This window comes from Streptomyces sp. NPDC002324 (assembly GCF_053593335.1).
The window spans coordinates 173476-195455 of the sequence record NZ_JBSFCF010000014.1 but is presented as its reverse complement, the minus strand read 5'-3'; the positions used below and the strand labels follow the sequence as shown (position 1 = coordinate 195455).

Here is a 21980-nt window from a genome sequence, read left to right as displayed (position 1 = left end):
GCGGGCCCGGGGCGCCGCGCTGTGGCAACCCTACTCCTCTTCGCACCAGCGCGCCGTCGTCGGCCCTCACCAGTCCAGCAGCTCGTCCTCCCCGTCCCGGTCCTCCGCGTCCGCGTCGTCGCCCAGGGCCTCGGCCACCGCCGCGACCACCCGCGGATCGAGCATGGTGCGCGCGGCCGTGTCGCGTGTGCCTCCGAAGCCGGCGTCGCTCACCGCGACGCTGACGACGTAGCCGCCGTCCACGGAGAAGGTGCGGAACTGCCATTCGACACCCGTGCCCGGTGCCCCGTCCGGGGCCAGGACCCGCGCGGGCCGGCCGTCGCCGCTGAAGCCGAAGTCGGTGAAGCGGAACCGCAGCCCTTGCCCGATGGCCTTGCTGTAGGCCTCCTTCAGGGTCCACATGCGCACCAGCGCCGCGCCCCGCCGCTGCGCCGGAAGCCTCTCCAGGACGGTCAGTTCGTGCGGCGTGCAGACGTGGCGGTGCAGCCCGCGCGTGTAGAGCGGACGGTCCGCCCGCTCGGCGTCCACCCCGATCAGCCCCTTGGTGGCGAGCCCGATGAGCAGCAGGTCCTCGGTGTGGCTGAGGCTGATGTCCACCGCGTCGTAGCCCCGCAGATAGGGCCGGCCGGTGGGGCCGTAGCCGAGTTCGACGGCCTGCGGGGGCACGCGCAGCGCCACCGCGGCGGCGAACTTCAGCAGCACCCGGGAAGCGGCGAACCTCGTCCGCACGTCCGGGTGCGTCATCTCCAGGTAGCGGTCCCAGTCCCTTCCCAGCAAGGCGCGCAGCCGCGGACCGCCCGCCCGGTCCGGCCGCCAGTCGGCGAGCCGGGCGTGCAACACCGCGACCTCGTGCTTCTCCAGGTCCGCGCGCACCTGGTCCCAGGCTCCGTCACGACCGGAGATCCGCACCGGCTCCCCGAGCGATGGGCTGGGTGCCGTCGTCCTCCGCGCCGTCATCGAAGCCCTCCATTTCCTGCTTGAGATCACCGAGTACGTCGGCGGCGGCTCCGCCGTCGAGGATCCGGTGGTCGAAGGTGAGTCCGAGCCGCATCACCGGGGCGATCGCGAGCCGCCCGTCCCTGACGACCGGCCGGTCGACGACGCGGCCCGCGCACAGGGTGACGGCGGTGCCCCCGCTGGAGTGGAAGCCGTCGACGGGGCGGTGGCCCAGCGAGCTGACGGCCACGGTGCCGAAGACGCCCGGCCGTCCGGCGGGGTCGCGCGTCGCGGCGGCGAAGGCCAGCCGCCCGAGCGGCACCGGCAGCCGGCCGAGCAGCCGGACACCGCGGAACTCGGCCAGCTGTTCGGTGCCGGGTCCGCGGTAGCGGTCCACGCGCCGCTGGATCTCGTCCAGGCCGGCGCGTTCCAGGGCGGGCAGCAGCGCGGAGAGCACGGTCCGTTCCCCGTCCACGGTGCGGTCCAGCGCCAGCTTGGCGGTGACCTCCGTGAACCGCAGGGTCCTCGGTCCGCGCAGCCCGAACAGCCGCGCCGGGGCGAGTGCCGCGTTGGCCTCCGGGTGCCGGTGCAGCACCCGGCCGGTGGCGTGCAGCAGATAGGTGACGACCGAGTAGCGCCGCCCGGCGGCCCGCGCCGCCGCGCGATGGGCCTCGATCCGGGTCATGTCGATGTCGGTGTCGAGGTGGACGGGCCGCTGCCGGGCGGCGTGTTCCAGGAAGTACAGGGTGTGCCTGCGCCGGCGCTCGGGGTGCGCCCGGGCGGGGGCCGGCGGGTTCCCGCTGGCCCCGGAACCGGTCACGGCCGGGCCGCCAGCTGGTAGATCTCGCCGAGGCTGCGGGCCTCCAGCAGCCGGCCCACGGGCAGCGAGCGGCCGGCGGCCTGTTCCAGGGCGGTGACCAGTTTCAGCAGGTACAGCGAGTCCCATTCGGGCAGCTGGTCCAGGTCGGCGGAGACCTGGTACTCCTCCAGCGGCATCCCGAGCTCGTCCCTGACGAGGCGGACGAAATCGTCGATGGTGTGCATGCGTACGGCCCTCCGGGGCGGGTGTGTGACGGGGCGGGTTCGTGGGGGACGGTGTGTGGGGGACGGTGTGTGGGGGACGGTCAGATTTTTTCGAGGGCGAAACCGGACTTGATCCACTTGCTGGACTCGACGGCGACCGCCAGCGCGCGCTGCCCCTGGCCGATCTTCTCCAGCAGCGCCTCCAGCTGGAGGAAGGGCAGGGCGTTGCCGTTGTTCCCGGTGTCCGCGACGCAGGACACCTCGACGGCGCCGGGCAGGCCGAGTTCCTCCGCGATCCGCCGCGTCATACGGCCGGACAGCTGCGGCGGGAGCAGGAAGTCGACCTGTTCGGGGGTCCAGTCGAGGTCCTCCAGCAGCTCCCAGAGGATCTCCACGGCCATGACGGGGACGGACTCCTCGATGGCCTTGTAGTCCTCGCGTACCGCCTGCCGGTCCTCGTGGCGGTCGGCGAGCCCGAACCAGTCGATGATCTGGCCGGGCTCCCGGCCGAGGCCGGTGAACCGGTTGAGGACGTTGCGCAGGGCCAGGCGCTGTCCGCGCGGCTCCGAGGTGACCACGGCGGCGCCCGCTCCGTCGCCGAACAGCACGTAGTTGACGAGGTCGCTGGGGGCGGCCGCGGACAGGTCCCGGTTCAGGTCGAGGTGCTTGCTGCAGACGTCGCCGCCGATCACCAGGCCCGCCGTGTGTCCCCCGCCGGTGACCAGGGTGTGGCCGAGCTGGAGGGCCTGTACGGCGCCGGCGCAGCCGGACTGGAGCTGGTAGGTGGGGATCTGGTCCAGGCCGAGCTGGTCGGCGACGTGGTTGACGGTGGCCGGCATGAGGTGGTCCGGGGTCGCGGTGCCCATGACCACGAAGTCGATCTCGTGCAGGTCGAGACCGGACGCGCCGAGCGCCCGTTCGGCGGCTCGGGCGCACAGGTCGGCGAGCGACCAGCGCACCTCGCCGGTCTCCAGGTCCCGGGCGAAGTGCCGGGTCCGGGTGCCGATGAACACGTCGATCCACTCTTCGTTGACGCCGAGCGTCCTCGCCAGCGCCGCGTTGTCGACCGGGTCGCCCGGCAGCGCGGTGCCGACCGCGGCGAGGTAGGAGACCGGCCCGCCGGGAGCGGAGCCGTGCTGGGTGGGGTGTTCCGACTGCATACGAGCGGTCCTTCCTTGGAGTCCGTCACGGTGCGACGCCCTTGCCGTGACCACGGGGTGGTTACGCGACGGCCGAACCGGCGCGGTCCTGGAGGTAGTCGGCGAGGTCACCGACCGAGGACAGCCGGGGGAGCAGGTCCTGCACGCTGATCGTCTCCAGGCCGTCCAGCCGTTCCTGGAGCCGGTCCTTGAGCTCCATGATCATCACCGAGTCGAAGCCCAGGTCCTCGTAGAGCAGGGACTGCCGCGAGACCTCGTCCGTGGCGTAGCCGCCCACCTCCGCGACGGCCTCGATGACGGCGCGCGCCACCGGGGTCGCCGACGCGTCCTCCGCGGCGGTGGGCAGCACGGCGGTGAGGACGGCACCGTGCGCGGCCGGCTGCTCCCGGGGGTGCGGCGAGCCGGTGTCCGCGCGGTCGGGTACGACGCTGAGGTCGGCCGCCGGAGCGGCCCGTACGGCGGTGCGGGTCCAGAACCGGTGGGCGTCGGAGAACGCGTAGGGGGCGAGCCGCTGCGGCTGCCGCTCCTCCTGCGGGTAGACGGCGTCCCAGTGGGGGTCGAGTCCGCTGCGGAAGAGTTCGGCCAGCGCCTCGGCGAACGTACGGCCGTCGGCGTCCTCGCCCGACACGGGGGCCACGGCGTGCACCCCGGCACCGGCGGCGGAGCGCAGGGAGCGCGCCATGCCGCTGAGCACCGGGCGGGGGCCGACCTCCACGAGATGGGTGGGGCCCGCCTCCAGCAGCCGGGTCATCGCGTCACCGAACAGCACGGGGGCGCCGATGTGTTCGGTCCAGTACTTGGCGTCCATCGGCTCCGCCTCCAGGAGCCGCCCGCGCACGGTGGAGTACACCGGGAGCTTCGGTACTCCGCCGCCGATCTCGTCCGCGAGCGCGGCGAACCGGTCCAGCATCGGATCCATCAGCGGCGAGTGGAAGGCGTGCGAGACCTCCAGGCGGCGGGTCCTGACGTTCCGTCGGGTCAGCCGGTCGTCGATCCGTCCCAGTGCCGCCAGGTCCCCGGAGAGCACGGTGGCCCGGGGGCCGTTGACCGCGCCGACCCCCACCAGGGGTTCGGCGGCGACGAGTTCGGCCAGCTCCGCGAGCGGCGCCCGTACGGCGAGCATGCCGCCGCCCTCGGGCAGCCGCTCCATCAGGGCGCCCCGGGCGGCGATCAGCCGGGCGGCCTGCTCCAGCGGGAAGACCTCGGCCAGCACGGCGGCGGCGTACTCGCCGACGCTGTGCCCGAGCAGCAGCGCGGGCGGCACCCCGAGTTCGCCGAGACTCGCCGCCACGGCGTACTCGACGGCGAACAGGGCGGGCTGGGCCCAGCCGGTGCGGTGCACGGCCTCGTCGCCGGCGAGCAGCAGGTCGCGCACCGAGCCGCCGACGTGCGGGGCGAGCGCCTCGTCGGCCTCGTTGAGGAACCTGCGGTACAGCGGCGACTGCAGATACAGCCGCGCGGTCATCGCCGGGTACTGCGAGCCCTGGCCGGTGAACAGCAGCGCCACCTGGGGCCTGCCCGCCGTGTTGCCGACGAGCCGAGCGAGCAGGTCGTCGTCGCCGGCGGCCTCGCGCAGCGTCGTGACCAGTTCGCCGGTGTCCCGGGCGGGCACCGCGAAGCGGTAGCGGTGGCCCGTCTTGGTGCGGTTGCTGCTCCAGGACAGCGGGCCCGCCGGCACCCTGCGCTTGTCCAGGGTGTCGGCCTGGACCAGCAGGTTGCGGCGGAGGGCGGCCGTCGAGGGGGCGGTCAGCGTGAAGACGCCGGCGCCCAGCCCCGTGGCACCGGTGGTCCGGCCGGTACGCCCCGGCTCGGTGTCCCGCGCCTCGGGGCGCGCGGCGTAGGGCGGCGCGGACTCCAGGACGGCGTGGGCGTTGGTGCCGCCCATCCCGAAGCTGCTCAGGCCGCCGATCGCCGGCCCCGAGCGCAGCCGCAGCGGTGCCTTGAGCAGCCGTATCCCCAGCTTGGCGAGTTTCAGCGCCGGGTTCTCCCGGGCGGCGAACCGGCTGGCGGGGACCGTCTTGTGATGCAGCGACAGGGCGACCTTGATGAGCCCGGCGATGCCCGCGGCGCCCTCGGTGTGCCCGATGTTGCCCTTGACCGAGCCGAGGGCCAGCGGGCGTCCGGTGCGCCCGGCGTGCAGCTGGCCGAGGGCCTTGGTCTCGATCATGTCGCCCAGGACGGTGCCGGTGCCGTGGGCCTCGGTGAAGACGACGTCGGACGGCTCGACACCGGCCCGGCGGTAGGCGGCGGCCAGCACCTCCTGCTGGGACCAGCGGTTGGGTGCGGTGATGCCGTTGCTGCGGCCGTCCTGGTTGACGGCGGTGCCGCGGATCACCGCGTACACCGGCTGGCCGTCGGCGATCGCGTCCTCCAGCCGGCGCAGCACCACCGCGCCGACCCCCTCGCCCCGGCCGATGCCGTCGGCGTCGGCGCTGAAGGGCTTGCACCGGCCGTCGGGGGCGGACAGTCCGGCCTGTGTGTAGAAGATGCCGAGCGCCGGGGTGAGCGCCACGTTGACCCCGGCGGCGATGGCGGTGTCGCACTCCCCCGCCAGCAGCGCGTTGCAGGCCAGGTGGACGGCGACGAGGGAGGAGGAGCAGGCGGTGTCCACCGCCAGGCTGGGTCCCTTGAGGTCGAGGTGGTACGAGACCCGGTTGGCGGTCATGCAGTAGCCGTTGCCGGAGCCGAGCTGGGCGGTGACCTGGGCGTAGTCGGTCATGTGCAGGTGCGCCCACTCGTTGCCCATGATGCCCACGAAGACGCCGGTGTCGGTGCCGGCCAGTCGCTGCGGGGCGATCCCGGCGTCCTCGACGGCACGCCAGGCGCACTGGAGCAGCAGCCGCTGCTGCGGGTCCATCGCGGCCGCCTCGCGCGGCGAGACGGTGAAGAACTCGTTGTCGAAGGCGTCCGGGTCGGAGATGAACCCGCCCTCGGTGGTGTTGGAGTGTCCTTCCGCGCCGGCGCGCGAGTGGAAGTCACGGGCGTCCCAGCGTTGCCGGGGCACCTTCCCCACCCCGTCGCCGGAGCGCATCAGCATGTCCCAGTAGGCGGCCGGGTCGGGCGCCCCCGGGAACCGGCAGTCGATGCCGACGATGGCGACGGGCCTCATCGATTCTCGCCCTCCATCGCCCGCAGTTCCTCCACCAGGTGCTCGGCCAGCGCCGCGACGGTCGGGTAGTCCCAGGCCACGGTGGGTTCGAGGACGAGGTCGAAGTCCTCCTCGATGTCGCCGCACAGGCTCAGCGCCGCGACCGAGTCCAGTCCGTACTCGGCCAGCGGCACGGTGGGCGAGATCTCGGACGGCGTGCGCCTGAGGTAGAGGGCGATCCGGTCGGCGAGCCAGCTGCTCAGCGACTCGACGGTGTGTGCGGTGTGCTCGTTGTTCGCGGTGCGGTCGGTCGCGGGGACAGTCATGGGAGAACTCCTCGGTGAAGGCGCGTCGGGTCCGGCCGGCCTGCGGTCAGCCGGCCAGCGGGGTGTCGTAGAGGTCGTAGCTGCGGCGTTCGTGGAAGCGCCGGAGCACTTCCTCGTGCACCCGGCCCTCGCACCCGGGCGGCAGGTCGGCCGGGCGCTGCCCGAGCCGGCGCGCGAGCCGGTGCAGTGCGGCGGCCACCCAGGCCGGGTCGGCCAGGAAGGGATCGTCACCGCCCTGTGCCCCGCGCCAGACGCCGAGCACGGACGCGGCCGCGAGGAACACCGCGTAGCGGTCGGCGAGCGCGAAGCTGGCGGGGCTGGCGAGGGCCGTGCGGTCCTGCGGGGAGAGGCTCAGGCTGTCCTCCTGGAGTTGGCGCAGCTGGTCCAGCATCCGCATGACGAGGGCCTGCACCGCGAGTTCCTCGGGGGAGCCGCTGGGCAGCCCGTCGGCGGCGGCGACCAGCGAGGCGCTCAGGCTGTCCCGGCCGCTGGCGAGGGCGAGGCTCCCGAAGGGGATGCCGGGCAGCCCCTCCCGCGGCCGGAACAGACTCTGCGGGGCCTCGTCGCCCGAGAACCAGGCGCGCCGGGCCAGCCGGGACAACTGCGGGATGATGGTGGCCTGGCAGGCCGCCGAGCCCGCGTGGCCGAGGCTGAGCACCGGCAGGTCGCGGACGTGCTTCTGGAAGAGGCCGAACTCCCCCTCGCGCACGTAGAACCGCGCCCCGAGCACGATCGACAGGTCGTACATGGTGTCGGTGAGCATCTTGGGCACCAGGTACTTCACGGCCGCCGCGTAGACGCTGGTCTCGTCGGGCAGCAGATGCACCGCCCGGGTGCCGACCGTCGCCATGCTGTCGCAGATGAGCAGGTCGAGGAAGGCGCCGGTGAGGGTGGAGGAGGCGTGCGGGATCTCCATCACCGAGCGCCGGTAGAGCTGACGCCCGAGGGCGAACCGCACCACCGTGCGCAGGCTGGTGTCGAGGGCGCCGACGGCCATGCTGGGCACGGCGCTGCGGGTGATCTGGAAGGAACGCAGCGCCAGTTCCACGCCCTGGCCCCGGGCGCCGAGCAGGGTGCTGTCGGGCACCGGGCAGTCGGTGAAGTCCAGCCCGGACAGCCGGCAGCCGCGCACCCCGACGGCGGTGTAGCGGGGCAGGACCGCGAAGCGCTCCCGGTCGAGCTGGTCGCGTTCGACGAGCAGCACCGAGTGGCTGCGGCTGCCCGGACTGTCGTCGGTACGGCTGAACAGGGCGAAGGCGTCGGCCCGGTCCGCGTTGTTGATGACCTCCTTGCGGCCGTCGAGACGGAAGCCGCCGGGCACGGGGTCGGCCCGGAACTCGTTGCGCACGAAGTCGTTGCCGTGCGGCAGCTCGTGATAGGCGACGGAGACCTTCGATCCGCCCAGCAGCAGCTCCGCCGTCCGGCGGCGCTGCTCCTCGCTGCCGGCCGTCCACACGTTGACGGCGGCCATGAAGGACGTGATGCCGTAGCCGAGGCCGAGGGCGACGTCGCGCCGGAAGACCTGCCGCATCACGCGGACGAGCGTGTCGAGCCGGTCGAGGCGCCCGCCGAGGTCGGTGGGCACGAACTCGGCGTTGAGGACCACGTCGTCGAGGAGCCGCTCACCGGCGGCGGGCAGTTCCCCGGCCTCGTCGGCGGCCAGCAGCCCGGCGGCGCCGAGCGGGTTGGCGGGGTCCTGGGGGTCCCCGAAACGGTTCTCCAGGTCGGCGATCCTCGCCTGGACCGCGCTCTCGCGCGCCTGATGCGTGGCCGGGTCGGTGACAGGGGCGGTACCGGCCGGGGCTGCCTTGCCGTGCAGCCCCTGGACCGCGGGATCACTCAGCATGACGTCCCCTCGGGTGTCCGGGTGCCGCCGACGGCGGCCCGGGTGTCGGTGTGTCCTTGCGGTACGGCGGCCGGCGGACCGCCGTCACCGCCGGGTGCGTGGGTGCGCGGGGCGGCGCCGGGTGCGTGGGTGCTCCGGGTGTCACCGCCGGGTGCCCCGGTGCCCCGCTCGGTGGTCCCGCCCAGGGTGAACGGGAGCAGGGAGAACAGTTCGCCCGCCTGCCGCGCGGCCCGCAGCCGCTCCAGCAGCGCGGGGTAGGCGTCGGGGTCCCCCGCGTCCGGCTCGCCCAGCTTCACCAGCAGCCGGTCGAGGACGGGCCACAGCCACACCCCGTCGCGCCACAGCTCCCTGGTGCGTCCCGCGTCCGCCGCCCGGTGGTTGTACGTCCACAGGCCGAGGCAGGCGGCGCCGGCCAGGCACAGGCCGTACCTCCGGGCCACGTCGAAGGCGGCGGGCGGGACGTCGGAGACGACGGCGCGGTGGGCGTCCATCGCCTCGTGGACCCGGCCGGTCACGGCGAGCAGCCGCTCCGCCGCCCCCAGCGCGCCCTTGAGTTCCGGCCGCCGGGCGGCCTCGGCGCGCAGGTCCGCGACCGACGCCGGCAGCGTCGCCATGATGCCGCTGCCGCGCCGGGCCACGAGGGAGAGCCGTGCCGGGTCCAGCGGGGGCAGCGGGGTGGCCAGGTCGAAGGCGCGGACGGCGCCCTCGGTGTCGCCGCCGCCGCGCAGCCAGCCCCGGGACAGCGAACGGAACTGGTTGACCAGGGAGTTGAGGTTGACCAGGGTGTTGCCGTCGAAGAGGCCGACGATGCGGTGGTCGCGGTCGACCTTCTGGAACATGCCCCGGGCGTGGACGTCCTTCAGGAAGGCCCGGGCGCCGAGCAGCCGGGTCAGCTCACCGATCACGCCCTCGGTCCCGGTGGGCACCAGGTACTTGGTGACCGCGGCGGCCACGCTCAGCTCGTCGGGGACGGTGTGCACGGACCGGGCGGCGACGGTGGCCAGTGCCTCCCCGGCCAGGACGTCCGCCGCGGCCGAGGCGAGCACGTGCCGTGCCTGCGGCAGGTCGATCAGCCGCCGTCCGAACAGCTCGCGCCGCTCGGCGAAGTCCAGGGCGATGCCCAGCGCGTGGTCGGCCGCGCCCAGCGACAGCGAGGCGCACATGGTGCGGGTGAGCTGGAGGGCCTTGAGCACGGTCTCGACGCCGCCGCCCTCCCCGCCGACCGCCGCGTCCGCCGGCACCGGGGCGCCGTCGAGGACGATCCCGCTGATGTCGGCGCCCCGGATGCCGTGCGTGCGGATCTTGTCCACGTGGCGGTAGTGCTCCCCCTCGGTCAGCCGCCGCTTGTCGACGAGCAGCACGGTGAAGCCGCGCGGCCCGCCGTCCTCGGAAGTGCGGGTGAGCACCGACAGGAGGCTGCCCCGGGTGGCGTTGTTGATCAGCCACTTCTCGCCGCTGACCCGCCAGCCGCCGGCGCCGTCGGCCTCGCACCGCACGTCCCCGGCGAGCAGGTCGCTGCCGTGGGCGCGCTCGGTGAGGGCCAGCGAGACCGGCACCCCGGCCCGGATGTCCGCGGCGAGGCCGCGAGCCTGCTCGGGGGTGCCGGAGATCCAGACGCAGACCCCGCCCAGATAGGTCTTGCCGTGGCCGACGGCGACGGTCAGGTCGCGGCGGGCCACCACCCGCATGACCTGCATGACGGTCTCGTAGTCGGTGAGCCTGCCGCCGTGCTCGGCCGGGATGTAGAACTCCTGCAGCCCCCAGCCCTCCAACAGCCGGCAGAGGTCGGCCGGGAACTCCTCGTTCTCGTCCAGTTCCAGGCTGCGGGCGTGGGAGAAGACCGTGCCGGGGTCCTCGGGATCGCCGAGCAGCGACTCCAGCTCCTGCGCGACTCCGTAGGGAGGATGGTCCATGGCTCAGCCCACCGGTGCCATGGCCGGGTCGGCGGCCGGGGTGCCCTGGGCGCCGTGGGCACCGTCGGGGTTTCCCTCGACGAGCGTGCGCACCGACGGGTCCAGCACGGAGTGCAGCGCGGTGACCGCTCCCTGGAGGAACAGCTTGCGCATCAGCGTCCGCTGGATCTTGCCGCTGGTGGTCCTGCGCACGGTGCCGGGACGGACCAGCAGCACGTTGCCCGCCGGGACGGCGAACTCCATGCCGATGTGCCGCTGGATCTGGGTGGCGACGTCCTTCAGTTCCGCGCCGGCCGCGGCGGCCCGGATCTCGTGGATCACCACCAGATGCTCCTGGCCACCGGTGTCGACGGCGAACACGGCCCCGGCGCCGATCGCCGGGTCCAGACCGCGCACCGCGCTCTCCACGTCGTACGGGTAGATGTTGCGGCCGTTGATCAGGACCATCTCCTTCAGACGGCCCGTCACGAACAGTTCGCCGCCGCCCAGGACGCCCATGTCGCCGGTGCGCAGCCAGGTGCCCAGCTCCTCCTGGCCGGCGATCCGCGCGCCGAAGATCTCCGCGTTCACCTCCGGCCGCTCCCAGTAGCCGGAGGCCACGCTGGCGCCGCGCACCCAGATCTCCCCGACCTGGCCCTCGGGCCGCTCGGCGAGCGTCTCGGCGTCGACGATCCGCACCTCGAAGTCCTCGGCCAGCGCGACCCCGCTGCTGACCAGGGTCCGTCGCGGAGCGCCCAGGTACGGGCCCGTCAGGGTGCCCTGCTCCAGTCCGGCCGCGTCCACCTCGCGCAGCAGCGCGCCGCGGGTCTTCGGGGTACCGGTGACCAGCAGGGTGGTCTCGGCCATTCCGTAGCAGGGGAACATGGTCTCCGGCCGGAACCCGTAGGGGCCGAAGCGCTCGGTGAACGCCTGCAGGGTCTCGGCCCTGACGGGTTCGGCGCCGTTGCAGGCGGTGCGCCACGACGACAGGTCCAGGCCCTCCAGCTGCGCGTCGGTGACCCGGCGGACGCACAGGTCGTAGGCGAAGTTGGGGCCGCCGCTGGCGTTCACGCCGTACTCGCTGACCAGTTCCAGCCAGCGGGCGGGCTTGCGCAGGAAGGACACCGGCGGGATGAGCACGCTGGTGGTGCCCAGCCACAGCGGCTGGAGGATGTGCCCGATCAGACCCATGTCGTGGTAGAAGGGCAGCCATCCGCCGATCACCGTGTCGGGGGTGTTGCCGGTGGAGCGGGCGATGGCCGCCTCGTTGGCGAGCAGGTTGCCGTGCGAGACCATCACGCCCTTGGGGGCGCTGGTGGACCCCGAGGTGTACTGCAGGAACGCCAGGTGCTCCGGGCTCAGCCTCGGGTCGCGCCAGGCGGCCGTGTCACCGACGGGCCCCTGGTCGGTGGGCAGGCAGACCACGTCCGAGAAGCCCTCGGCCGCCAGCCACGCCTCCACCTCCGGGGCGTGCTCGGCGAGGGTCAGTACGGCACCGACCCGGGCGTCGCGGACGATCCCGGACACCCGGCGGAAGTGCTGGCCCTGCTCGGAGGGCAGCGGCGCCGGCACCGCGACGGCCCCGGCGTAGAGGCAGCCCGTGAACGCCTTCACGAAGTCCAGGCCCGAGGGGTACAGCAACAGGACCTGACGTCCCGCCAGACCCCGTTCCTGCAGCCAGGACGCGATGTCCTTGGCCGCACGGTCCAGGTTCCGGTACGGCAGTCGCTCGGGCACCTTGCCCCGTACGCCGTCCGCGAGGAACACGAACGCGTCCGTGTCACCCCGTTCGTCCGACCGCGTCAGCACGACCTCCGCGAATGAACCGAATTCCGCCACCGTCTTTCCCCTCGCCTCGAAGCGACTCGTATCGCGTTGACATCGGTCGGCCCGGTCGGACCGACTGTCCGCCGGACCCGTCGTGCCGATCGTCGGGTCCGTCTCTAAAGCCCCTCTTGCGGCCGGCGTCACTCCCGCCGGCCGGGGCCGTCCTCCACCCGTCCGTGCCTCTCCAGCTGCGCCCACAGCTCCCGTTCGCGCGGGGAGAGCGGGACATCGGCGACCAGGCGCTCGGGGTGCGCGGGCGGCGGCTCGTCGAGCGGGAGCGCGCCGGCCGGTCTCCCTGGGGCCGGGTCCGTGTCGTCGAGCCACCACTGCCTGGCCTGCTCCACGGAGGCCGGCGGGACCATGCCGAAGATGACGGCGAGCGCCCCGAAGCCGTCCACGAAGAACGTGACGACACCCTTCCGGATCCGTCGCGCCGCCGGGCGCGCGGACCACCACCCGCTGGCGGGCGAAGCGGCCACGCCGGCCGCCTCAGGACGAGCGCCGGGTGAAGTCCGTCCGCAGACGGACGTGCACCGGCGCCGCCGGCAGGTGTTCCTCGGACAGGTCGTGCCGGAACGACACGGTGCCGTCGGCGTCCTCGCCCGTCTCGGCGAAGCCCAGCGACGGGTACAGACCGCGCACCCGGTGGTTCTTGGCGCTGGGACGGTAGCGGGCGTACACGGCCCCCGCCCCCCGGGCCCGGGCCTCGCGCAGCACGGCGGTCAGGCAGGCCTGTTCGATGCCGCGCGCGAACACCCGGCAGCTCAGCAGCACGTTGTCGATGTGCCAGCCGCCGGCCGCCCCGCCGTCCCCGGCGTCCGTGCCGACGCCGCTCACCAGGACCGCTCCCACCAGCCCGTTGTCCCCGAACCGGTCGGCCGAGCGGATCGCCAGCACCAGCCCGTCGGCGGACTCGTGGCGGGCCCGCACATCGGCCTGCTGGAGCCGCTCGGTGGTGAGGTTGAACTGGTTGGTGCGCAGCGTCACCTGCGACACCCGCGGGATCTCGTGGTCGCGCGGGGGCGAGAGCGAGACCTCGACGCCCAGTTCAGCGAGGTAGTCCTCCATGGAGTCCGCGCCCTCCAGGAGGTCCTGGCGGGCCACCTCGGTGCGGTACTGCGTCGAGCGGGCGCGGTCCTCGGCGGTCAGTTCCCGTACGTCGAACCAGCCGTCGGCCAGCAGCCGTTCGATGTGCAGGGCGGGTTCCTCGTCGAGCCGGACCACGGCGACGCCGGGCAGGCTGCGGGAGACCAGACCGCACTCGAAGGGCGAGTCGTCGGCGAAGACGAAGCTGTCCACGCCGAGGTTGAGCCGCTGGGCGATCTCCAGCAGGTTCCGGTCCTTGGGCTCCCAGTTGGCGGTGACCTGCACGAAGTCGGTCTCCCGCAGGGCCATGTCGGGGTGCTCGCGCAGCACGGCGCGGACCGGCTCGATGTCGTTCTTGCTGCACACCGCGAGCAGCACGCCCTGCGCGCCGAGCTGCCCGACGGTCTTCTGGAACCGGCCGAACGCCTCGCCCCGGTAGGTGGTGGCGGCGGCGATGCCGTCCGGGCCGTCGTCGCCGAGGATGCCGTCCCAGAGGGTGTTGTCCAGGTCGACCACCAGCACCTTCTTGCTGCGCCCGCGCAGCACCCGGGCCAGATGGCCGATCTCCCGGGCGTACCCGGCCAGGAGTTCCTCGCCGAACTGCACCTTGGCGTAGGCGGCGAGCCGCGGCTCGTTGACCGGGCCGCCGGCCGCGACCAGGGGTTCGAGGTCCACGACGTGGACGCGCTCGTGCACGACGGCCAGCCGCAGCAGGCCGGCGTTGAACTCCCGCCAGATCACCCCGAGCCGGGCCCTGGAGCGGGCGTCGACCAGGCGGCGCAGATGGCCGCGCAGCAGGGGGACGGTGTTGAGGACCAGGGTGCCGCCACCGCGCGTGACGTAGCGCTCCACCAGCGAGCCGATCAGGTTCAGCTTCCCGGCGGTGACGCGCTGGACGTCCTCCACCAGCCAGGGGTGCGGGAGTTCACCGAAGACGATCTCGGCGTCCAGCACGCACAGCGCCAGATCGGCGTCGTACATCTCGCTGCCGGTGTTGTGCAGATCGCGGCGCCAGGAGTCGTAGTCGCCCTCGTGCAGCGTCGACAGCAGGCCGTGCCGGGCGAGTTCGGCGGTCAGCGGGGCCGTGAGCCCGCTCAGGGTGGAGCCGCCGGTGACGGCGACGGTGATCGTCTCGGTGCCGGGGTGCTCGCGCAGCACCTCGTCCCGGTCCAGCCGGGACAGCAGCTGCCCGGCTCGCGCCAGGTCGGGTGCCGGAGGTCCGGCGGGGTCTCCCGCCGCGGCCAGTTCGGACAACAGACCGGGCACCTCGTCGTACGCGTCGGCGAGGCGTCCTTCGGCATGGAGGGCGCGCAGCCGGTCCAGCGGTCCGGTCCGCTCGCCCACGGCGGTGCTCACAACCGTGGCCATGGTGTCTCCATTCACTGAATCGCCCGTCGCTCGGCCCTCCCGGTCCCCGGGAGCACCGACGCGGGTCCGCACCCCATCCCGGACACGGACCCACCACCACTGCCGGTGGCCGTCCCGAGCGTGCCGAGCGCGTCTTAAGCGCCCCTTGAGCGCTCGGACGGCGCCCGGCTCCGGACCGGCGGCCCGCCGGACGACGCCGGACCTCGGACCGGCGGCCCGCCGTGTGACATGCGTCCGTTCCGTTGCGCCGACGCGGTGGTCACGACGATCAGCGGGAGACGATGATGTGTGGGGGGAAGGTGGAGACAGGGGGCAACCATGGGCGTCGAAGGGGTAGTTGGGGACGGCGGGGACAGGGCCCCGTTGCTGGGCCGCTCCGCCGAACTGGCCCGGTTGGACGAACTGCTCGACCGTGCGGCGGGCGACGCGGGCGGCAATGCGGAGGGCGGGGAATTCTCCGACGGCGGCCGTTCCCGGCTCGTCGACATCACCGGTGTGGCCGGCATCGGCAAGAGCCGGCTGCTCGGCGAGGTCTGCGCACGCGCGCGCCGGCGCGGCATGACGGTCCTGCGCGGCAGGGCCACGGAGTACGAGCGGCGGGTGCCCTTCCAGGTGTTCACCGACGCGCTCGCCCACCTCGGTCCCCACGCCCTGGACGGCTTCCCGGAGGCCGACGCGGTGGCGCCCCTGCTGCAGCGCGGCGGCGCGGCCGACCGTTTCGCACTGCACCGGTCCACGGCCGCCCTGCTCGCCCGGCTCGCCGCCCCGTCCGGGCTGCTGCTGGCCCTGGACGACCTGCACTGGGCGGACCCGGCGTCACTGGAGCTGCTGGACCATCTGGTACGGCATCCCGTGCACGCACCCGTCGTCCTGGCCGTGACACGCCGTGACCGCCAGAGCCCCGAGTCCCTCACCGCCGGTCTCACCCGAGGACGCGACACCGGCGCGGTCGTCGGACTCGCTCTGCGACCGCTGAGCGCACACGACTGCGCCGAACTGGCCGGCCCCGGCCTGCCGCCCGCCGAGACCGCCGCGCTGTACGCCGCGAGCGAGGGCAACCCGTTCTACTTCCTGACCCTCCTCCAGGCCCACCGCGCGGGTACGACGCCCGGGTCCACGCAGCCGCCCGGCCTCGGCACCCTGCTGCTGGACGAACTCACCGTGCTCACCCCCGCCCGGCGCGGCATCGTGGAGGCCGTGGCCGTCCTGGGCGAGCACGCCACCCCGGCGATGGTGAGCCGGGTGACCGGCCGCTCCGGCACCGCGTTCGTCGACGACGTCCACGCGCTCACCCGCCGCGACCTGCTGCGTCCCGCCCCACAAGGGCTGTTGACCCTGCGGCATCCGGTCGTGAGGACCCTCGTCCACGAGAGCACGCCCTTCCTGAGGCGCGTCGAGATCCACCGGCTCGCCGCGCGGGAACTGGCCCGGGTGGGTGCCTCGGCCGCCGAGCGGGCGCACCATGTGGAACGGTCGCTGACCTCCTGGGACCCGGCGGCGGTGGCGGTGCTCGACGAGGCCGCCGCGCGCACCGCCCGCACGGCCCCGGCGAGCTGCGCCCACTGGCTCGATGTGGCCCTGCGCCATCTCCCGGACACTCCCGAACACGCCGTCCGCAGGCGTGAGTTGGTCCTGAGGCGGGCCCGTGCGCTGGCCGCGTGCGGGGGCCTGCGCGAGAGCCGCACCCTGCTCCAGGAGCTGATCGCCACCCCGCAGGCGCCGCCCGACGACCCGGCCACCGGCGAGGACCAGGGCCTCAGGGTGCGCGCGGTCGTCCTGTGCGCGCTGGTGGAGCGTCATCTGGGGCGCTCCACCGAGGCCGTCGCGCTGTTGCGCCGCGAACTGGCCCGCGGTCCGGCGCCGGGCCATGTCGTCCGGCTCGGCCTGGAGCTGGGCTCGGCCGCGCCCCTGGACAGCGCCACCTCGTACGCCCAGGTGCGCACCGAGGTCGAGGCGGCCCTCGCGGCGGCCCGCTCCACGGGGGACGAGGTCGGGGAGGCGGGCGTCCTCGCCGTCGCCGCCCTGGGAGAGGCGTACGAGGGCGACATGAGCGCGGCGCACCGGCTCGCCCGGCAGGCCGCCGCCCTGGTCGACTCCCTGCCCGACAACGACCTCACCGCGCTGTGCGAACCACTGGCCCGGCTCGGCTGGGCGGAGGCGTTCCTGGAGCACTACCCGGACGCGGAACGGCACGCCGAGCGCGGCCTCGACATCGCCCGCCGCAGCGGTCAGCTCTATGTCGTGCCCCATCTGCTGCTGTGCCTGTCCCATGTCCGGGTACAGACCTGCCGTATCCCGTCGGCGCTGGAACTCGCCGACCGGGCCGAGGACATCGCCCGCGGGATCGGCAGCGACCAGTTGCTCGCGTTCGTCCTGGCGAGCAGGGCCGCGGCGCTCGTCGCCGGCTGCCCGCCGGGCGATCCGCGCCCCCTCGCCGTCGCCGAGGAGGCGGTGGCCGCGGCCGGGAACGGGGTCGACTGGTGGGCCTCCACGGCCTGGTGCATCTTCGGCTGGGCCGCGCTCATGGCCGGCGATCCGGTCCGTGCCCGGGACGCGATGCTCCGGGCCGGCGGCCCCGAACTGCAGCGTGTCCAGCCCTCGATGCGGCCGCTCTACCTGGAGATCCTGGTCACGTCCGCGCTGGTGACGGGCAGGCCCGAGGAGGCCCGTGGCTGGGCCGAGCGGGCCCGTAAGGAGGCGGAACAGCTGGGGCTGCCGATGCAGCGGGCCTCCGCGCTGCGCAGCGCCGCCCACCTGCCGCTGGCACAGGGCGACACGGCAGCGGCGGCGGACCTGTTCGCTCAGGCCGCGGCGGAGAGCGCCCGCTGCGGCGCGGTCTTCTGGGAGGCCCACTCCCTGCTGCTCGGCGCCCCGCTGGAAGCGGCGGCGGGCCGCGGCCGGGACGGCACGCACGCCTGGCTCAGGGGGCGCCGGCTCGCCGAGGCGGGCGGCAGCGCCCTGCTGGTCGGCCTCGCCGACGCCACCCGTCCGCCCGGTGGTGGCGCCGAGGCCCCGTTCCGTTCCCCGGACCGCGCCGACGTCACCGAACGGCTGGCCGGCCTGACCGCCAGGGAACTGGAGATCGCCGAGCTGGTGGCGCAGGGGCTCACCAGCCAGGCCATCGCGGACCGGCTCTACGTCAGCCGGCGCACCGTCGAGACCCATGTCTCGCGCACCTTCCGCAAGACCGGGGTCTCCTCGCGTACCGCCCTGGCCGGGCTGATGGCCCGCCGCCGTACCGGGAGCCGTTTCGGGGACGCCCGCGCGGAGCGGGACTGAGCGTGCTCCGGGTGCCCTCGGCGGTGGTCGGTGAGCCCCTGCGCACCGACCACCGCGGGCCCGGCCGGAAGAGCGCCTACCTGACGTCGACGTAGTCGCCGGGTGCCGTCGCGGAGCCGGTCGTGCCGGTGCCGGCGAAGACGAAGCGGTAGTAGCCGTCGGAGCCGGCCCTGGTGGTGGTGCTCAAGGTGCCCGTGCCGCTGGTCTTGACCGTCTTGAGGGTGGTGTAGGTGCTGCTGCCCCTCTTGCGGAACTGCAGCTTCACCGGCTGGGCCGCGTATCCCGCGTTCTTGCCCGTGCTCCAGTTGGCGCGGCTCAGCTTGCCGGTGACGGTGATGGTCCGGCCCGCTCTCACCGGCTCCGGTGAGGCGTTGGCGGTCAGCTCGGCGGCACGCTTCATCCTGGTCCGGGCGACGTCGTCGTCGTAACTGGCGTTCGCGTAGAGGTCGTAGGCGCCCAGGAAGAGTTTCCAAGTTCCCGCGGTGCCGTTTCCGTCCTTGAAGGCGACCGCGGGGTCGATGGTGAAGACCGTGGTGCAGCTGTAGCTGTAGCCGCCCTGGACCGGCGTCTCCGTGCAGGTGGGGTAGGCGTCCGACTCCAGGGCGCCGGTGATGGTGTCCGTGCTCGAACTGTCGGTGCCCTGCCACAGGAAGGCCTGGGTGATGGCGACGCCTTCCTCGTCGAAGGCGGTGAACGTGACGGGGACGGCCTTCTTGCCCTTCACTCCGAGAACGATGTCCTTGCCCTTGTTGACGACCCCGTTCTTGAAGGTGGTGCCGCCCAGCGCGTCCTTCGGCCGGAGGCTCTGTGAGGTGACCGCTCTGAGATCCTTCGCCGCCCCGGAGTGCTCCGCCGCCTGCGCGGCACCCGGAAGAACGAGCGCCGAGAGCACGACGGCGCCGGAGACGACGGTGGCCACAGTGTGTGTACGCAAGTGGTTCCCCCCATGATGAGGTCGGTCGGCCCTGCCGGACTGCCCCCGTGGCAGGGCCTGTTGATGTGGTGAAGAGACCGGCGCCCGCCCGCCCGGTGTCGTCATGGACGCAAGCAAACGGCACGGGTGTCAGGGGCGCGTCGGTAGGAGTACGTATTCCAGGTACGTACTCGACCGGCCGACGGCCCGCCGTCCGCCGGGCCTTCGGATGTGCCGCGTCAGCGGGAGTGGCCGAGTTGGGTGAGGGCCAGGTCGAGCATGTCGGTGAAGAAGTCGACCGCGGTGGAGTCGACGCACAGCGGAGGCTTGATCTTGAGGATGTTGAGGTGGTCCCCGGTGGGCTGGACGATCACGCCGAGGTCGAGCACGCGGTCGCAGAGTTCGGCGGTCTCCTCCGTGGCGGGTTCCAGGCTCACGCGGTCCCGGACGAGTTCGAGGCCGAGGTAGAGGCCCGAGCCGTGGACGGCGCCGATGATGCCGTGGCGCTCGGCCAGTGCCTCCAGCCGGGCTTTCAGACGGCCGCCGACGCGGGCCGCGTTGCCCTGGAGGTCTTCGTCGCGCAGGGTGTCCAGGACGGTGAGGCCCACGACGCTGGAGACGGGGCTGCCGCCGGTGGAGGAGAAGAAGTAGCCCTGGTCGCGGTACCGGTCCGCGACGGCCCTGGACGTGATGACGGCGCCGAGGGGGTACCCGTTGCCCATGGCCTTGGCGACACAGACGATGTCGGGCACGGCCCCCTGCTGTTCGAAGCCCCAGAACCAGTGTCCCAGGCGGCCGTATCCGACCTGGACCTCGTCGGCGACGGCCAGGCCGCCGTGCCGCCGTACCGCCTCGTACACCTGGGCGAGATAGCCGTCGGGAAGGGCGACTCCCCCGGCGTTGCCGTAGAAGGTCTCGCCGATGAACGCTCCCGCCGGGCGGCCGGCGGCGGCCAGTTCGTCGAACACCGCGACGGCCTCGGGCGCGTAGCGCACGGCCTCCGGTCCGCGGTGGCGGCCGCGGTAGGAGTTGGGCGAGTCCACGGTGTGCACCCAGCCCGGGCGGGTGGCCAGGGCCTCGGGGTTGTCCTGGAGCGAGGTGGAGACCGCGTCGGAGGCGTACGTCCAGCCGTGGTACGCCTCGCGCAGCGCCACGACGTCGTGCCGGCCGGAGGCCCCGATGGCCAGGCGCAGGCCCAGATCCACCGCCTCCGAACCGGAGTTGACGAGGAACACCGTGTCCAGCGGGTCGGGCAGGAGCGCGGCGAGGCGCTCGGTGAACTCCACGACGGAGGCGTAGTGGAAACGCGAGTTGGTGTTGAGCCGCCGCAACTGCCGGGAGACCGCCCGCTCGACGCGGGGGTGGGCGTGGCCCAGTGGTGTGACGTTGTTGACGATGTCGAGGTACGACCGGCCGTCGGTGGACAGCAGATGGTGGCGCCAACCGCGTTCGATCCGCGGAGGGTCGGCGTAGTAGTGCCCCTGCACGGTGGCGAACACGGCGTCGCGCCGGTCGAGCAGGTCCCTGGCGCCCGTACGGTCGGAGTCGGCCGGGAGGCCGAGGAGCGGGGCGGGGTCGGCGGTCAGCGCGAGCCAGCCGGCGGCGTACTCGGGACGGACCAGGCGCGGGACGGCCGGGCCGTCGGCGGCGCGCAGCGCGACGTGGACCGGGGCACCGGCGCCGAGGTGGGCGATGTCCTCCCCCGCCCGCACCGTCGCACCGGCCGTGACCACGGGCTGGACCGCGCCGGGGAAGGACAGCGCCAACACCCGTGTGCCGTAGGTGAGTTCCACCTGCCCCGGCGTCGCGGCGAGGACCCTGCCCGCGGCGGGCGCCTGCGCCACGGCGTCCCGGCCGAGCCGGAGGTCGATGCCGGTGGGCACCGTGGCGGCGGACCGCGCCGACAGCGCCGGCGTCCGGGTCAGGCGCGCACGGGCGTACCGGGTGGCGACGGCCGCCGCTCCGTCCGCGAGGGCGGAGGTCGTCAGCCGGGCCTCGGTGCCGGGGTCCGTCCAGGCTCCGTGGTCCAGGGAATCGGCGTCGGTGGACAGGTCGAGGACGGTGATGTCGTCGGCGGCGAGGTCCCGCAGGAGCGGACGTGCCGGCGCGTCGGCGCGCGCGGTCCGGGCGGGCGTGCCGGCCGTGCCGGTCGCGTCCTCGACGAGGTGGGTCATCACCGCCAGGGGCAGGCTGGTGGCCTGTTCGAATATGCGCCATTCGCGGTCGAGCGCGTCCCTGGCGTAGACGTTGTCCCCGTCGACGACGGCCTGGTGGCGCCCGCTGGCCACCAGGACGGCGGCGCGCAGGACCACGAGCGGCCACACCGCCCCGGCCTCCTCGGCGCTGAGCGGCCGGACGGCGTGGAAGGCGCGGACGGCCGGCAGGACGTGGTGGGGCTCGATGCCGTCGTGGTGGAGCATCGAGGACAGGGACACGGCGAGTTCGCCGACCGCCCAGCTCGTGGTCACGTCACCGAAGTCGATGACCCCGTCGGGCAGGGGCGGACGGCTGTCGGGCGAGCGGATCAGATTGTCGTCGGTGAGGTCCAGGTGCACGGCCTGCGACGGCAGCGTGGCGGCGAGCCCGTCGACCCGGGCCCAGGCCTCCGTGGTCGCGGCCCGTACGGCGGCGCGCCGGTCGGGCTCGGCGATGTGCCCGGCGAGTTCGGCGACGACGCGATCAGCGTGGCGCGGGTCCCACTGGAGCACACGGTCGAGGCCCGGGTGCCGGAAGTCGCGCAGGGCGGTGCTGACCTTTCCGGCGATCGCGCCCATGGCCGCCACGGTGCCGGGAGACAGGTGCCGGGGTCCGGAGAGTGTGCCGCCGGGCAGGTGGCGCAGCAGCCGCGCGACGGCCGGACCGCTGTCGGTGTCCACCGTCGTGCGCCGGGGGGAGCCGTCGGGGCGGCGCAGGACCGTGGCGGTCCGCAGGTCCGGGCAGGCCGAGGCGATCAGGTCGGCGGCCGCGTCCGCGGCCTCGATCTCCGTCGCCCCGAAGGCGGGGTTCGCGATCTTCAGGATCGCCGTGGGCGTCCCGTCGTCGGCGCGCAGCAGGAAGTTGGCGTCCTGCTGGCTGCCCAGCGCCTGCGCGCGAGCGGTGACGCCGAGGTGTCCGGCGGCGATGCGCTCGGCCTCGGCCGGGGTCAGGCGGGGCGCGGGAAGGGCGCCCTCGGTGAAGAAGTCGATCGTGCGGCGCTCGTCGGGCGGCATGCGGGGTTCCTCGGCTGGTGCGGGCGG

General features: G+C 73.8%; 14 protein-coding genes. 1 reads left to right on the top strand and 13 read right to left on the bottom strand.

Annotated features, from left to right (window positions below):
- Positions 1-66: 66 nt before the first annotated feature.
- From ACWCRJ_RS20515 to ACWCRJ_RS20465, 11 genes are all read right to left on the bottom strand, one after another.
- Entirely contained in the window at positions 67-957 is an 891-nt protein-coding gene (locus ACWCRJ_RS20515) for a 4'-phosphopantetheinyl transferase family protein (RefSeq protein ID WP_450940587.1), read from the bottom strand.
- Positions 890-1756, bottom strand: a complete 867-nt coding sequence (locus ACWCRJ_RS20510) for a 2-oxo acid dehydrogenase subunit E2 (RefSeq protein WP_450940586.1) — start codon at positions 1754-1756, stop codon at positions 890-892. The genes ACWCRJ_RS20515 and ACWCRJ_RS20510 overlap by 68 nt, the downstream gene beginning before the upstream one ends.
- Positions 1753-1980, bottom strand: coding sequence for an acyl carrier protein (locus ACWCRJ_RS20505; RefSeq protein WP_450940585.1), 228 nt, complete (start codon positions 1978-1980; stop codon positions 1753-1755). Before ACWCRJ_RS20505 ends, ACWCRJ_RS20510 begins: the two co-directional genes overlap by 4 nt.
- Before the next feature lie 80 nt (positions 1981-2060).
- Positions 2061-3119 carry a 3-oxoacyl-ACP synthase III family protein gene (locus tag ACWCRJ_RS20500; protein WP_450940584.1) on the bottom strand — a complete coding sequence of 353 codons (1059 nt, stop codon included), beginning with the start codon at positions 3117-3119 and terminating at the stop codon, positions 2061-2063.
- A gap of 61 nt (positions 3120-3180) precedes the next feature.
- A complete protein-coding gene (locus ACWCRJ_RS20495; protein WP_450940583.1) occupies positions 3181-6228 on the bottom strand; it encodes a type I polyketide synthase in 3048 nt (1015 codons plus the stop codon).
- Positions 6225-6533, bottom strand: coding sequence for an acyl carrier protein (locus ACWCRJ_RS20490; protein WP_005478986.1), 309 nt, complete (start codon positions 6531-6533; stop codon positions 6225-6227). Before ACWCRJ_RS20490 ends, ACWCRJ_RS20495 begins: the two co-directional genes overlap by 4 nt.
- A 46-nt stretch (positions 6534-6579) precedes the next feature.
- Positions 6580-8379 carry an acyl-CoA dehydrogenase family protein gene (locus ACWCRJ_RS20485; protein ID WP_450940582.1) on the bottom strand — a complete coding sequence of 600 codons (1800 nt, stop codon included), beginning with the start codon at positions 8377-8379 and terminating at the stop codon, positions 6580-6582.
- Positions 8373-10292 carry an acyl-CoA dehydrogenase family protein gene (locus tag ACWCRJ_RS20480; protein ID WP_450940581.1) on the bottom strand — a complete coding sequence of 640 codons (1920 nt, stop codon included), beginning with the start codon at positions 10290-10292 and terminating at the stop codon, positions 8373-8375. The genes ACWCRJ_RS20485 and ACWCRJ_RS20480 overlap by 7 nt, the downstream gene beginning before the upstream one ends.
- A 3-nt stretch (positions 10293-10295) precedes the next feature.
- Positions 10296-12110, bottom strand: coding sequence for a fatty acyl-AMP ligase (locus ACWCRJ_RS20475; protein ID WP_450940580.1), 1815 nt, complete (start codon positions 12108-12110; stop codon positions 10296-10298).
- A gap of 128 nt (positions 12111-12238) precedes the next feature.
- Complete coding sequence (locus tag ACWCRJ_RS20470; RefSeq protein WP_450940579.1) at positions 12239-12577, bottom strand: DUF6059 family protein; 339 nt, start codon at positions 12575-12577, stop codon at positions 12239-12241.
- Between the two features lie 10 nt (positions 12578-12587).
- On the bottom strand, positions 12588-14552 hold the full coding sequence (locus ACWCRJ_RS20465) for an HAD-IIIC family phosphatase (protein ID WP_450940578.1): 1965 nt from the start codon (positions 14550-14552) through the stop codon (positions 12588-12590).
- 318 nt (positions 14553-14870) lie between these two features.
- Between ACWCRJ_RS20465 and ACWCRJ_RS20460 the strand changes: the two genes are divergently transcribed.
- Positions 14871-17831, top strand: a complete 2961-nt coding sequence (locus ACWCRJ_RS20460; RefSeq protein WP_450940577.1) for a helix-turn-helix transcriptional regulator — start codon at positions 14871-14873, stop codon at positions 17829-17831.
- A 76-nt stretch (positions 17832-17907) separates the two neighbouring features.
- On the opposite strand, the gene ACWCRJ_RS20455 is transcribed toward ACWCRJ_RS20460, so the two are convergent.
- Positions 17908-18765: a hypothetical protein gene (locus tag ACWCRJ_RS20455; protein ID WP_450940576.1), complete on the bottom strand. Its 858-nt coding sequence runs from the start codon at positions 18763-18765 to the stop codon at positions 17908-17910.
- 218 nt (positions 18766-18983) lie between these two features.
- Positions 18984-21953 carry an aminotransferase gene (locus tag ACWCRJ_RS20450; protein ID WP_450940575.1) on the bottom strand — a complete coding sequence of 990 codons (2970 nt, stop codon included), beginning with the start codon at positions 21951-21953 and terminating at the stop codon, positions 18984-18986.
- Positions 21954-21980 lie beyond the last annotated feature (27 nt).